This is a genomic window from Streptomyces sp. NPDC002446 (assembly GCF_053595675.1).
This window is the reverse complement of the sequence record NZ_JBSFYC010000042.1, coordinates 55,218-68,956: the sequence shown is the minus strand read 5'-3', so window position 1 is coordinate 68,956 and position 13,739 is coordinate 55,218. Positions and strand designations below refer to the sequence as shown.

General features: G+C 73.9%; 11 protein-coding genes and 1 tRNA gene. 4 read left to right on the top strand and 8 right to left on the bottom strand.

Annotated features, from left to right (window positions below; genetic code table 11):
- Window positions 1-1,020 (bottom strand): D-2-hydroxyacid dehydrogenase (locus ACWD6P_RS23245; protein WP_451446068.1); only part of this gene is annotated, 1,020 nt, incomplete at its 3' end.
- A 205-nt stretch (window positions 1,021-1,225) separates the two neighbouring features.
- On the opposite strand from ACWD6P_RS23245, the gene ACWD6P_RS23240 reads away from it, so the two are divergent.
- The 3 genes from ACWD6P_RS23240 (at window position 1,226) to ACWD6P_RS23230 (ending at window position 4,327) form a co-directional block, all read left to right on the top strand.
- On the top strand, window positions 1,226-2,140 hold the full coding sequence (locus ACWD6P_RS23240) for a maleate cis-trans isomerase family protein (RefSeq protein ID WP_451446067.1): 915 nt from the start codon (window positions 1,226-1,228) through the stop codon (window positions 2,138-2,140).
- Window positions 2,141-2,297: 157 nt separating this feature from the next.
- Window positions 2,298-3,023, top strand: a complete 726-nt coding sequence (locus ACWD6P_RS23235) for a maleate cis-trans isomerase family protein (protein ID WP_451446066.1) — start codon at window positions 2,298-2,300, stop codon at window positions 3,021-3,023.
- A gap of 179 nt (window positions 3,024-3,202) precedes the next feature.
- Entirely contained in the window at window positions 3,203-4,327 is a 1,125-nt protein-coding gene (locus ACWD6P_RS23230; RefSeq protein ID WP_451446065.1) for an LLM class flavin-dependent oxidoreductase, read from the top strand.
- Between the two features lie 196 nt (window positions 4,328-4,523).
- Here ACWD6P_RS23230 and ACWD6P_RS23225 read toward each other — a convergent pair whose 3' ends face one another.
- Window positions 4,524-6,323, bottom strand: coding sequence for a putative bifunctional diguanylate cyclase/phosphodiesterase (locus ACWD6P_RS23225; protein ID WP_451446064.1), 1,800 nt, complete (start codon window positions 6,321-6,323; stop codon window positions 4,524-4,526).
- A gap of 328 nt (window positions 6,324-6,651) precedes the next feature.
- On the opposite strand from ACWD6P_RS23225, the gene ACWD6P_RS23220 reads away from it, so the two are divergent.
- Complete coding sequence (locus tag ACWD6P_RS23220) at window positions 6,652-7,926, top strand: M6 family metalloprotease domain-containing protein (protein WP_451446063.1); 1,275 nt, start codon at window positions 6,652-6,654, stop codon at window positions 7,924-7,926.
- Window positions 7,927-7,998: 72 nt separating this feature from the next.
- Here ACWD6P_RS23220 and ACWD6P_RS23215 read toward each other — a convergent pair.
- The 6 genes from ACWD6P_RS23215 to ACWD6P_RS23190 form a co-directional block, all read right to left on the bottom strand.
- Window positions 7,999-8,072: transfer RNA gene (locus ACWD6P_RS23215), tRNA-Lys, on the bottom strand.
- Between the two features lie 56 nt (window positions 8,073-8,128).
- Window positions 8,129-8,740, bottom strand: coding sequence for a bifunctional DNA primase/polymerase (locus ACWD6P_RS23210; RefSeq protein ID WP_451446062.1), 612 nt, complete (start codon window positions 8,738-8,740; stop codon window positions 8,129-8,131).
- A gap of 212 nt (window positions 8,741-8,952) precedes the next feature.
- Window positions 8,953-9,279 (bottom strand): hypothetical protein, encoded by a 327-nt coding sequence (locus ACWD6P_RS23205; protein WP_451446061.1) that lies wholly within the window; start codon window positions 9,277-9,279, stop codon window positions 8,953-8,955.
- Window positions 9,280-9,429: 150 nt separating this feature from the next.
- Window positions 9,430-10,797 carry an AAA domain-containing protein gene (locus tag ACWD6P_RS23200; RefSeq protein ID WP_451446060.1) on the bottom strand — a complete coding sequence of 456 codons (1,368 nt, stop codon included), beginning with the start codon at window positions 10,795-10,797 and terminating at the stop codon, window positions 9,430-9,432.
- 40 nt (window positions 10,798-10,837) lie between these two features.
- Entirely contained in the window at window positions 10,838-12,382 is a 1,545-nt protein-coding gene (locus ACWD6P_RS23195) for a hypothetical protein (protein WP_451446059.1), read from the bottom strand.
- Complete coding sequence (locus tag ACWD6P_RS23190) at window positions 12,373-13,686, bottom strand: hypothetical protein (protein WP_451446058.1); 1,314 nt, start codon at window positions 13,684-13,686, stop codon at window positions 12,373-12,375. Before ACWD6P_RS23190 ends, ACWD6P_RS23195 begins: the two co-directional genes overlap by 10 nt.
- Window positions 13,687-13,739: the final 53 nt, after the last annotated feature.

The following is a 13,739-nucleotide window of genomic DNA, read 5'->3' as shown; positions in this document are numbered from 1 at the left end:
GGCGTCCGCACCATCCGGCTCTCCGCCGCCGCCGGCTCCGGCGGCACGCTGGACGTCTCGCTGGAGGGCACGCCCTATCCGCTGCGGCTGCAGCGGCTCGCCGGCCGACCACCGGTCGAAGTTGTCCTGGAACTGCTCGGCCAGCGCGTCCCGCCAGCCCAGCGTGTCGCCGCTCATGTGGGGCGAGACGATCAGATGCGGTACATCCCACAGCGAGCTGTCCGCCGCCAGCGGCTCGTGCTCGAAGACGTCCAGCGCCGCCGCCGCGATCCGCCGGTCGCGCAGCGCCGCGACCAGGTCGTCCTCGACGACCAGCGGGCCGCGTCCGACGTTGAGGAACCGCGCCCGCGGCGGCATCCGGGAGAACGCCGCCTTGTCGAACAGGCCGCGGGTGGCGTCCGTCAGGGGCGCGGCGCAGACCACCCAATCCGCGTGGGGCAGCAGGCCGTTCAGCGCGTCACTCGCGTGTACGAGGCCGAATTGCGGATCGCCGGTCCGCTCCCGCCGCCCGACCAGATCGACCTTGACACCCAGTGCCAGGAGGGTGGTGCCGATGGCCCGGCCGATCGGCCCGGAGCCCACCACGACCGCGCGGGTGCCGGCCAGCCGCAGCGTCTCGCGGTGCTGCCAGCGCCGCTGCCGCTGGAGCTCCCAACTGCCGTAGAAGTCCTTGGCCATGGCGATCACCAGGCCGGCGACGTACTCGGCGATCGGCTGCTCGAAGACCCCCCGGGCGTTGGTGACGACGGTGTCGTCGGCGATCAGCGCCGGGCACAGCAGCTGGTCCACGCCCGCGCTCGCGGTGTGCACCCACCGTGGTCGGGGGCCCGCCTCCGGCCAGGCCCGGCGGATCGCGTCGGAGGTGAAGTCCCAGGCCAACAGCACGTCGGCGGTGGGGAGTCGGTCGGCCAGCGAGGACTCGTCGGTGAAGATCACCCGGGCCCGGCCAGCCAGCCGGTCGAGCTTGGGCGGCGGGTCGGAACCCAGTACGAGGACGGTGCTTCCGGTGCTTTCGGACATAGGCCAGAAACCGTTCTGAAACGTGAGCCCCTTTCACTGAAACGGGGCGCCGACAGATGCCTGAGATGCGAGGATTGACCACGCTAAGAAGTCGTATCTACCGTGTCAACAACGGCATCTGTCCCGACGTCCCGGCTTGCTCCGGCTGCACCTCATCCCCGGCCACTGGCCTGGCCATCAGCCCTTCGTTTTCTAGGGGCCTTCAATGGACGTCTCCTTTCTGGGTGGCCCCCAGCCTCAGCTCGGTGTGGGCGTTGTCGCCCCTTTTGACTTCGCGCTCGACCGCGAGCTGTGGCGCTGGGTGCCCGACGATGTGTCCCTCCACCTCACCCGAACACCGTTCGTGCCCGTCGAGGTCAGCCTCGACCTGGCCCGCCTGGTCAGCGAGCACGAAACACTGGACGCCGCCGTCCAGGCGCTGTGCGCGGTATCACCGCAGGTCATCTGCTATGCCTGCACCTCCGGCAGCTTCGTCGGCGGTGTGGCGGGCGAGCGGGCCATGTGCGCCGCCATGGCCCAGGCGGGGGAGGTTCCCTCCCTCACCACCTCGGGCGCACTCATCGAAGCGCTGCGCGAGATCGACGCGCGACGCATCGCCGTGGTCACGCCCTACACCAAATCGGTCACCGACTCCCTGGAGGACTATCTCGGCGAGGCGGGCATCACGGTCACCGGCCGCGCCTACCTCGGACTGACCCGGCACATCTGGAAGGTGCCCTACCGCGACGTCGTCGACATGGCCCGCGCGGCCGTGGTCGGCGCCGCCGACGCCCTCTTCATCAGCTGTACGAACCTGCCCACCTACGACGTCATCCCGCAGCTGGAGGCCGAGCTGCGGATGCCGGTGCTGTCCGCCAATCAGGTGACCATGTGGGCCGCGCTGCGCGCCATCGGCGTGCCGGCGGTGGGTCCGTACCAGGCGCTGCTCGATCCGGTGGCGCGCCGCGGCCCGGCCGCGATGACCGGGTCCGAGCCGGCCGTACCGGGAGAGGGGGCACCACGGGCGACCCCCGAGGCCGCCTTCGCCGGACCGCCCGCGCCCCCCGAGACAGAGGTGGTGGAAGGCGTCGATCCGCCGTACTGCCCACCCGAGGATCCCGGCCCCCTGCCCCCGGTCTGAGGCCGGTCCGGAACGGGCCCCCGCACCGGACGCTGCCGGCGTCGCCGACCGCACCGCCGGCAGCGCTCCTCCCCGAGGGCCCCGCACCACCCGAGAACACCACCGCACCCCTGAACCCCCCCCGGCACCCGCAGCCGTACACGCAAGGGAGAACCGCATGGCATCGGTCGGCTTCCTCTACCCCGGCCACTCCGCCGAGGACGACTACCCGCGCCTGGAGACGATCCTGGGCGGCGCGGTCCGCCTGCCGCTCGTGCACACCGACATCGGCGAGGACGCCCACCGGGTCGACGCGCTGCTGGAGATGGGCTCCGCCGCCCGGCTGGCGGCCGGCGTCGCGGAACTCAAGGAGCGCGGCGCCCAGGCCGTCGTCTGGGCCTGTACGAGCGCCAGCTTCGTCTTCGGCTGGGAGGGCGCGCGCGTTCAGGTCAGGGAGCTGTCCGCCACCGCCGGCCTGCCCGCCTCCAGTACGTCCTTCGCCTTCGCGCACGCCGTACAGGCGCTCGGTGTCCAGCGGGTCGCGATCGCCGCCACCTACCCGGCCGACGTCGCCGAGTACTTCCACGCCTTCTTGAAGTCCGCCGGTACGGACGTCGTCGCCACCTGCGGCAGCGGCATCATCACCGCCGCCGAGGTCGGCACCTGGGGCCGGGAGGAGGTGCTCGCGCTCGCCCGCGCCGGGGACCATCCGGACGCCGAGGCCGTACTGCTGCCCGACACCGCCCTGCACACCGCCGCGCATCTGCCCGCCCTCGAAGCGGAGCTCGGCAAGCCGGTGCTCACCGCCAATCAGGTGACGGTGTGGGAGGGGCTGCGGCTGCTGGACCGGACGGTCTCCTGTCCGGCGCTGGGGACGCTGTTCTCGCGGACGGCGCACGGGTAGCCGGCCGCGGCGGACCGGCCCGGGAGGGAACCGGCCGGGCGGAACCGGCCAGGAGGAACCGGCCGGGCGGAACCGCACCGGAAAGCCCGGCAAAGGCCCGGGCAGCCCCGGGAATAAGTGGAGAACCTCTCCGGTTGTCCTCCTCGCACACCCGGCACCAAGCGAGGAGGACCCGCACTGTGAGCGGCGAAGACGAGACCCGGGGCGGACCCGGGGCGATCCGCGACGGCGGCGACGGCATACGGGCCACCGCCCGGGGGAGCGCCCCGGTTCCGCTGTCCGTCCTCGACCTGGTGACGGTGGGCGCGGGCAACACCGCCTCCGGCGCGGTGCGCACCGCCGTCGACATCGCCCGTACGGCCGAACGCCGCGGCTTCCATCGCTACTGGGTCGCCGAGCACCACTCCATGCCCGGCGTCGCCTCCTCCTCACCCGCCGTACTGCTCGCCCACCTCGCCGCGCACACCGAGCGGATCCGGCTCGGCTCCGGCGGCGTCATGCTGCCCAACCACGCCCCGCTGGTCATCGCCGAGCAGTTCGGCACGCTGGAGGCGATGGCCCCCGGCCGGATCGACCTGGGCCTGGGCCGCGCGCCGGGCACGGACGGCGCCACCGCCGCCGCGCTCCGCCGCACCGAGCGTCTCCATGAGGGCGCGGAGGAGTTCCCGCAGCAGCTCGCCGAGTTGACCCGCTTCCTGGACGACTCCTTCCCCGACGGGCATCCGTACGCCAAGATCCACGCGGTCCCCGGCCCGGTCCAGGCCACCTCGCCCGGCGGTGTCCAGTCCCCCCACCGGCCGCCGCTGTGGCTGCTGGGCTCCTCGGGCTTCAGCGCCCGCCTCGCCGGCACCCTCGGCCTGCCGTTCGCCTTCGCGCACCACTTCTCCGCGGCCAACACCCTCCCCGCGCTCGACCTCTACCGCGCCGCCTTCCGCCCCTCCGAGGCGCTCTCGGAGCCGTACGCCCTGATCGGGGTCTCGGCGCTGGCCGCCGAGGAGGAGCGCGAGGCCCGCCGCCAGGTGATGACCGGCGCGCTGTCCATGGTCCGGCTGCGCACCGGCCGCCCCGGGCTGATCCCCAGCCCGGAGGAGGCCGAGGCCTACCGCTTCAACGAGTTGGAGCGCGGCTTCGTCGACAGCTGGCTCGGCAACGTCGTGCACGGCACCCCCGACGCGGTCCGCCAGGGCCTCGACGACCTCGCCAAGCGCACCGGCGCCGACGAGCTGATGATCACGTCCAACGCCCACAGCGGGGAGGCACGGCTGCGCTCGTACGACCTGATCGCGGACGCGTATGGGATGTAGGCGCCGGACGTGGTGGCCGGGGGCGTTGGCCATTCCGCCGGACCCTCGGCGCGGGGGCTGATCGCCGTGGCGGCGGGCAAGTTCTTGCCGGTGGGGGCGGAACAGAGTTCCGCCCCCACCGGCGAAAAGAATCCCGCCGCCACGGCGCGCAACCCCCACCGTCAGGGTCCGGCGGAATCGACAACGACCGTAACGACTACGTGGGAATGAAAGCAGCCACCCGCTCCGGCGCCACCGGCCGGCTGTACAGCCACCCCTGCCCCGTGTCGCAGCCGATCCTCCGCAGGCGTTCCGCCTGCTCCGCGCTCTCCACGCACTCGGCGGTGACCGTGAGGCCCAGCCGGTGCGCCAGCGCCACCAGCGCCTCGACGATCATCTCGTCCGCCGGGTTGGGGTGCTCCTGGGAGCGGAAGCCGCGGACGAAGGAGCCGTCCAGCTTCAGTACGGAGACCGGGAGGCGGCTGAGGTAGGCGAGGTTGGAGTAGCCGGTGCCGAAGTCGTCGATGGCGATGCGTACGCCCATGTCGCTCAGGGCCTGCAGGGCCTGGAGCGGGCGGCCGGCCGAGCCCATGACCGCCGACTCGGTCAGCTCCAGCTGCAGCAGCTCCGGCGGCAGCCCGGTCTCGGCGAGGATCCCGGCCACGTCCGCGACCAGGTCGGAGTCCCACACCTGACGCACGGCCACATTGACGCTGACGAACAGCGGCTGGCCCTCGGGGTGCGCCAGCTGCCAGGCGCGCGCCTGGTGGCAGGCCCGTTCCAGGACCCACCGGCCCAGCTCGACGATGGCGCCGTTCTCCTCCGCCAGTGCGATGAACCGATTCGGCGCCAGCGTCCCGAACTGCGGATGCCGCCAGCGCACCAGCGCCTCCACGCCCTGCGCCCGGCCGTCGCCCAGCCCGACCAGCGGCTGGTACTCCAGGGTGAACTCGCCCCGGTCGACGGCCGGGCGGAGCGTGCTGGAGAGCGCCTGGCGGGTCATCCGGTGCGCATTGCGCTCCGGGTCGAAGAGCGTCCAGCGGGCCTTGCCGTCCTCCTTGGCCCAGTACAGCGTGGTGTCCGCGGCCTGCATCAGGCCGGTCGCGGTGGTGCCGGTGGCGGTCCGCTCCACGACGCCGATGCTCGCCGACACCGACAGCCGCTGCCCGGCCAGGTCGAACGGGCGCTGCAGCGCGTCCAGCACGCACTGGGCGAGTTCGGCCAGCTGGTCGGTGCCGGTGGAATCCTCCACCAGAAGAGCGAACTCGTCGCCGCCGAGCCGGGCCACCAGATGCCCGCCGCGGCCCGTCCCGCGGTCGTCCGCGCTCTCCGCGCAGCGCATCAGCCGCTGCGCCACCGCGCTCAGCAGCCGGTCGCCGACGCGGTGCCCCAGGGTGTCGTTGACGGCCTTGAAGCCGTCTAGGTCGAGGTAGCACAGCCCGATCCGCCCGGTGCCGGTCGGCTCGAAGGACGCCGTGTCCAGCGCGGCGGAGAGCCGCTCGAAGAACAGCGCGCGGTTGGGCAGCCGGGTGACCGGGTCGTGCATCTGCAGATGCCGCAGCCGGGCCAGCAGATCGTGCCGGTCGCTGATGTCCGCCACCGACAGCAGCATCCGCTCCTCGCCGCTGAGCGGATCCGGGGTGAGCGGCTCGACGGTCACCTCCACCCAGACGGAGTGCCCTTCGGGGTGTTTGAGGCGGCGGGTACATCGCAGCCGGTCGCTGCGGCCGCACAGCACCTCGCGGTAGGCGGTCCACACCCGTGGGTCGGCGCCCAGGTCGGTGAGGTCCGCGGCGGTGGCGGCGACCAGCTGGTCCGGGTCGGTGCCGACCAGTTCGCCGAAGGCGGGGTTGGCCGCGAGGACCAGCCCGTCCCGGTTGAGCACCGCCATCGCCAGCCGCCCGGCGTAGAAGGCGGCGCGGTAGTCGCCGAGCGAGGCGGCGGTGTCGTCGCAGCGGCTGGTGGGGGTGTGCCGGGTGTCGGCGGATTCTTTGGTTGTTCCGTTACGTTCCGTCACCGAGGGCAGCGTCGCTCCGGATGTGCGGCCCGTTCCGTCGGGGTGTCCGCTCACTGCTCGCTCCCGCATGGCGCTTGTCTCGTGGTGGAGGGTGCTTCTCGCGCTGGAAAGTGTGGCGATCATAGAGGCTGGCGCAACGGCCTATCCAGCGACGCAGCCGTGATGCTCGGTGCCCATGACGGAACTTCAGCCATTTCTGCCCGGCTCTGTTCGCACCGATTGCCCCCTTGGTCGTTTGTGACTTTCCGTTACGGACCAGTGGAGACGCGCCGGTCACTCTTCTGGGCCTCCGAAACAGGACGAATAGCATTAAATCGCCGCAGGGTAGATGAGGTCCGCGAATCCGTCCCTGGAGGTATATGTGCCGCGCGCCCTGACGCCCGACGGGGGGGACCGCCGCCTGCGGCGTGTCGGGGCCGTCATCACGTCTCTGAGCGCGCTGATCGCCACCTCCATCGTCGCCGGACCCGCCACCGCTTCCGAGGCCGCCCTCTCCTGCGCGCTCGGGCGCACCGACGCGCACCATTCCGAGGGTGTTGACAGCTGGAACGGCTCCTACACGCGCCCGGACCGCCCGCTCGACGCCGTCATGATCTACCTCTCCTTCCCGGACTCCCGGCCGTCCGCCGCCCCGCGCAAGCTGTCCCGCGACTACTTCCCCGCCACCTCCGCCTTCTTCGCCCGGGCCTCCTACGGGAAGTTCCGGCTGCGCCCGCATGTGCACCACGCCTGGGTGAAGATGCCGCGCCCGTCGGTCGCGTACGGGATACAGCGCGACTGGGACGCCGCCCGGCGCGCGGCCTACCTGCGCGACGCGGTCGCCGCCGCGGACCCTTCGGTGGACTTCGGCCGCTACGAGGTGGTCTATTTCGTCGCCGATCCGGACGCACCCGGCGTCGATTCGGACGCCACCAAAGTCGTCAATCTCGAACAGCCGATGCACGCCGACGACCGTGACCTGCACCGCTTCGTCACCGTCTTCGAGCAGAGCCCGCCGGACCGCAATGTCCTCGCCCACGAGACCGGGCACGTCTTCGATCTGCCGGACCTTTACCACCGACCGCAGGACGGCAAGGGTGACTGGGACACCTATGTGGGTGACTGGGACCTCATGGGCAGCCAGTTCGGGCTGGCGCCCGACCCCTTCGCCTGGCACAAGTGGAAGCTCGGCTGGATCGCCGACAACCAGGTTGACTGCGCCGATCTGACCGGGCCGACCATGCACTCGCTGCGGACCCTGTCCGCCCCCAGGGAGCCCCGCAGCCAGCGCCGGCCGCGGCTCCTGGTGGTCCGTACGGGGCCGGACAGCGCGCTGGTCATCGAGGCGCGCGGAGCCGTGGGCAACGACCACGGCGTGTGCACCGAGGGCGTCCTGGTCTACCGCGTACGCAGCGAGACCCCCTCCGGATCGGGCCCCGTGCACGTCCTCGACGGGCACCCCGGCACCTCGGCCTGCTGGGGCACCTCCGTCTACCCGCCGCTCGCGGACGCGCCGCTGGGCGTGGGGGAGAGCCTGGACGACGTCGAGGACGGCGTACGCGTCCAGGTCGCGGGCCGGTCGAGCGACGGGGACTGGGCGGTGAAGGTCGGGCGGCGCGGCTGAGGCCCCGGTGTCGGTGGTGTGCGCGGAACAACGACGAAGGCCCTCACCGGAGTGAGGGCCTTCGACTGTCTGTGCGCCGCCAGGGACTCGAACCCCGGACCCGCTGATTAAGAGTCAGCTGCTCTAACCAACTGAGCTAGCGGCGCCTGCTGACGGGGAAAACATTAGCATCCTGTCCGGGGAGGGCAAAAATCGGTTTCTCTCAGCCCGGCATCAGCGCCGAAACAGGGCCCTGAGCTGCGGCTTCCCGCCCCGTCCCGGCCGCCGAGCGGGCCGCGCGGACACAGGCCCACAGCAGCACGTCGGGCCCGGGCAGCCAGGGGTCGCAGACGTCGGGGGCGACCAGCCAGCGGGAGGCGGCGGGGCTCGCGGGGTCGACCGGACGATCACCGGCCGGGCCGGGGCGGGGATGCAGCGGGGGAATGGTCACCGCGTCGCCGCTGCCGTGGCACAGCAGCGGCGGGACGGCGGCGGCCCACTCCTCCCAGACGAGCAGCGCGGGCAGCCGCTGGGCGGTGCCCGGCGCGGCGAACAGCAGGATCCGGCCGCGGTGCGCGGCCACCGGACCCGAGCCGGGGCCGTCGGACCATAAGCGGTCCACCATGCGCCGCCCGAAGAGCGCCGGAGCGTTGATCACGTCGAAGGCGGTGCCGCACGGCAGCACGCTGGGCGCGGCCGGCTGCCGGCCCCACAGCGCGTGCATCTCGTCCGGATGAGGGCTGGCGGAGGCGAGCCAGTCGGCGCCCGCGAGGGTGACGTACGCGGTGGTGGGGAAGTCCAGGGCGCGGGGAGTCTCGGGCAGCCAGTCACTCATGCGGTCAGGTCTACCGATGCGACGCATAGCGACTTGGCTGATTGGCGGAAACCAGGACAGGACGGTGCGTGACCGGGTATCTTGCGCGCTCGCATATGCCAGCGGCTCATGGTCATGGACCATGAGCCGTCAGGAGGGGGAGAAGAGGGGAGAGGGGCTCCCGTGCCGTTGCGGGACGGGGGAGGGATCGTCGCGCGGCGCGACCGGTGCGCTCAGTCCATGTCGCCCGGCAGGGTGCTGCCGCTCCGCATCAGGCTGCGGCCGAACTCGACCATCTTGCGCGCATAGTCCTCGGTCCACTCCGCCTGCTCGGCCAGCACGGCCAGCGGCATCCGGTCGAACCTGCTGGGGTCGGCCAGCTGGGCCGCGGCCAGCGCCTGGAACTCCGTGGCCCGGTCGGCCGCGGCGCGGAAGGCCAGCGCCAGCTCCGTGGCGCGGCCGAGCAGCTCGCGCGGGTCCTCCATCGACTCCAGGTCGAAGAAGTGCTCGGGGTCGGCGACGGCCTCGGGGGGCTCGAAGAGCAACTGCGCGGGCCTCATGCGCCGTGGTCCCGGCGCCGTACCGCGTGGGTCGGGAGCCGGTCGCGGCTCGGACATGTACCTACCTCCAGATCGTGTGCCGCATTCCATTGTCCCGCCCCGCGCAAGGGGGCCGGAAACCCCGGGCCCCTTGGACGGGCGCCGCGGGCGCTACGGGCGCCAGACGACGCGATGTTCGTTCAGATGCGCCAGTACGGAGTGATGGGCCTCCCAGCCGTCCGGGAACCTGACCGTGACGCCCAGGCTGACCGGCTCGGTCGAGGGGTGCTCGTCCAGGAGGTCGGCGACGCCGGCGCGGCAGACCACGATGCAGGCGTGGCGGTGCCGGGAGGCGAGCACGCACAGCCGGCCGGTCTCCAGATGGAAGGCGGTGGCGTCGGGCCGGCCGGAGAGCGGGTGCAGGACGACCGTGACATCGAATTCGCGGCCCTGGAGGCGGTTGGCGGTGTCCACCGTCACCTCGGCGACGCCCAGGTCGGCCAGCGCGGCGCGGACCGCCGCGGCCTGGTCGCGATGGGCCGTGCCGACCGCGATCCGGTCCGCCGTCAGCGGCACCGGATCGGCGGAGAGCTCGCTGGTCGCCGCGCCGCCGCGGTCCAGCAGCCGCCGCACCACCAGCGCCACCGCGCGCACCGCCTCCGGGTCCGTACGCGGCGTATGGCGGGCCGGGAGCTCCAGCAGGCCCCAGCCGGAGCCGGCGGCCTCGTCCAGGACGCGGTCCACGCCCGAGCCGTCGCCGGGCACGCCGAACGCCAGCCGGCGGTCGCCGTGGCCGGTGCCGCTGCGGAACGGGGTGAAGGGGTAGAACGCGTCCGAGACCAGCGGCGCGGCCGAGGCGGGCAGCCGCCAGGAGACGGGCAGACGGTGCTGGGGCAGACCGGGGTTGTGGGCCAGGAGGGTGGCGACCGCGCTCGACGAGGGGTCGTAGGCGAGGCCCGCCCACTGCTCGGCGCCGACCACGCTGAACGGGTCCAGCTGCCCGGGGTCGCCGACGAACAGCGCCCGCTCGAAGAGCCCGGCCACGCTCAGCAGCGCGTCCGACCGCATCTGGTAGGCCTCGTCCACGATGGCGTGCCGCCAGGGCTCCTCGACCTTGGTGTACGCCCACTTCGCGGCCGTCGAGACGACGATGTCCATCCCGGCCAGATCGGCGGCCTTCGCGGACGTACGGACCGCCGGCAGCTCGGCCAGCGCCGGGTCGAACGCGCCGGGCTCGCTGCTGTGCAGCCGGCCGACCGGCAGCTCGGGGTCCTTGGCGGCCAGCCGCAGGACGAGGTCGTCGACCTGGGCGTTGGTCTGCGCCACGACCATCAACGGGCGCCCGGCGGCGGCCAGTTCGCGGGCCGCGCGGACCACCAGGGTGGACTTTCCGGCGCCGGGCGGGGAGTCGACGACCACGCCGCGACGGGTGCCGTGCAGGGTGTCGCGCAAGATCGCGTCGGTGGCGGCGGCGGCCGCGGCGCCGGGGTCGAAGGCGGACCGGGCGGCGCTGGCGTACGGGTCCGGAGCGGCCGTCATACGGCGGTGATCCCTGGTCCGGTCAGTTGGCGGGCGCGCGTCACAGGAAATCCTCCGTGGTCACGGGGTCGGGGGTCACGGCCGGCGCGTCCCCGGCTCCGGGCGGCGGGCCGCCGTGCGTCCAGGGCGTGTCCTCGGGGGCCGGCAGCTCCGGGCCGCCGCGCGGGGCGTGCTCGAACAGCGTCCAGCACACCGCGTCGCCCGGCTCCGGCACCGAACCGGGCTCCGGGGTCCTGCCGCGCCCCATTCCGCCCGTCAGCCGCACCACCAGCGTGCCCGGCTCACCGGCCGCCACGACCTCGGCGGGCTGGGTCTTCCCGTCCGCCAGGGCGCGATGGATCCTGACGCCCGCGGACACCTGCGGACGGTCGGACGTCCGCAGGGTGACCAGCGGGCGCGGCATCGGGCGCCGGCCCTCGGACAGCGCCATCTCCACGGCGGTGACCGCGCCCAGGAAGGCCTCGCCGGCCAGCCGGCGGTCCGCCATCACCAACGGGTCGTCCAGGGCCTCCTGGGCGTCCAGCTGCGCCTGCGCGGTCTCCCGCGCGGACAGCTTCTGCGCGGCGGTGACCGCGTCGTCCCGCTTGGGCTGCGGCGGCTCCCCGGCGCGCACCCGGTCGCGGTGCGCCGTGTACGACCAGCGGTCGCGCTTCCAGCGGTCGGCGACCCGGGCGCCCACCGGGAGCGTGCGCAGCAGGTCGATGCCGTGCCACACGGCATCCCAGGTCGGACGCAACTGGCTCTCCACCAGGGCCCGGAGCTCGTCCTCGGCGCCCGGCAGCCCGGCGTCGTAGCGGGCCATCGCGGGGGCGAGCAGCCGGTTGTCGAACGCCGGGTCCGTGGCCGGGCCGGCCGGCGGGCACAGCAGCTGCCCGTCCGCGTCCCGCGCCGACTCCGCGCGCTCGGCCGCCTCCTGGCCGGACCCTCCGCCCGGCGGATCGATCCAGGCCAGCAGCGCGCCCAGATGCTGGTCCTCCAGCACGCTCTGGCCGCTGGCCCAATGCCGGGTCAGCAGGCCCGTCATGGACAGCAGGAGGCCCGACCCGGGGACCCTGGCCCGCTCGCCGAGGTGCGTCAGCCAGCGGCCCAGCAGCGGGACGTGCGGCGGCGCCGGATACGGCGTCTCCGGCTCCTGCTCGGCCGTCCGCCGGAACCGCATCGAGCGGCCCAGCAGCCGTACGTACTCGATGCCGGCGGCGCTCGGCACGATCAACTGCGGTGCGTCCGCGCACAGTTCGACCTGCACCGGGACCTTCTTGCCGGTCTCCGGGTCGGTCTCCTTGCGCTCCTCCCACTCGACGGCGTCCGCGAAGCCGTCCACATACGGCAGCACCGTCTCGGCCAGCTCGGCCAGGAACGCGAAGCGCAGATCGCGGTCGCGCGGCTGCGGGACGACCAGCAGCGCGGGCTTGTCGCGGTCCGTGCCGGCCAGCGCGCCCAGCGGGGCGCCGGCCTCGCCCGCGGTCGTCAACGGGACGAGGACCAGCGGATGTTCGGACAGATGGCGGTGGCGGACCGTGCAGCGCGGCTGGGCGCGGCCCGCCGCCACCGCCTCCATCCGGGCCAGCGTCTCGATCATCGACATGACGGCTCCTGTGCACGGGGGGCCGGGACGGCCGCGCCGGCCAGCGCCTCGGCACGCAGCGCGGCCGCCCGGCGCAGGGCGAGGACGGCCGGGTCGTCCGGGTCGTGGGGGGCATGCGAGGCGTCCGGGACCTCCGGGGCGTCCGGCCGGCCGGGGACCTCGGCGACACCGGCCGCCGCCAGCACCTCCCCGATGGTGCGCAGCCCGCCCAACTCGCCCCGTACACCGCGCCCGAGCGCCTCCACCGCGCCCTCCTGGCGCGCCCGCTTGCGGCAGTGGAAGGCCAGCTCGCAGGCGGCCAGGCACTCGGGGGCGTAGGCCGCGCCGACCGCCTCGACGGCCTCGGCCAGCTCCTCGGGCGGGCGGGTCGCGGTCTTCCCGTCGTCCGCCAGCCGCAGATCGAACGTCGTGCCCGCCGGGAGGGCGGCGGCGATCTCCTCGACCCGGGTGAGGCGGGCCAGCTGCCGCCGGGTCGTGGCCAGCTGCTTGCGGACGTCGACGGCGGCGGCCGCGGGGAGGTTGGAGAAGTCCTTCGGGCACACCAGCAGCACCCGGTCGCGCACCCGCACCTCGCGGCCGGTGTACGCGCCGGCCTGCCCGGCGATCCGCTCCAGGGCCAGCACATACACGGCCGCCTGGCGCGCGGCCGCGCCCACCTTGGCGGCGTCCGCCGAACCGTCGATCATGGGGAAGGACTTGATCTCGACGACCGTCCAGCCGCCGTCCGGATGCACCACCACCGCGTCCGGCTCCACATAGGCCGGCGCACCGGCCACCTCGACGGCCAGCAGCGGATGGTCCAGCAGCGCCCAGCCGCCGGCCGCACTCGCCTCGCGCAGCGCCAGCGCCGTACGGGCCGCCCGGCCCTCGGGCCCGGCCGCGGACAGGTCGGGGACGGCGATCTCCTCGGGACCGGGCGGCGGGGTGCCGGGTGCGAGGTGCTCCTGCAGGAGCCGCAGCAGCTCCGTGCCGCCGTCGGCCTTCACCCGGGCCTCGAACGCATTGCCCCGTACGAGCGCGAACTGGGACTGGCCGTAGGCCGCGGGCGAGCCCAGTGCCCGGGCCAGCGCGCCCTTGTCGACGCCCGCGCCGTCCAGCAGCGCGCGGCGCCGGCAGCCCGGGTTGGCGGCCAGCGCGGCGAGCGCGCGGGCGTCCAGCGCGCGGGGGCGGACGCCGGGTCCGCGCAGCTCGGTGAGCCGCCCCGGGCCGGGCGGGGGCGCCCCGGGCCGCGGGCCCGCGGGCGCCGCCGCCCGGCCCTCCGCGGGAGCGGCCGAAGGGGTTCGGCTGTCGCGGAAAACGTTCACGCGCCGAAGTCTCGCATCCGGCACCGACAGCCGGGGCCGCCGCCCGCGATCCG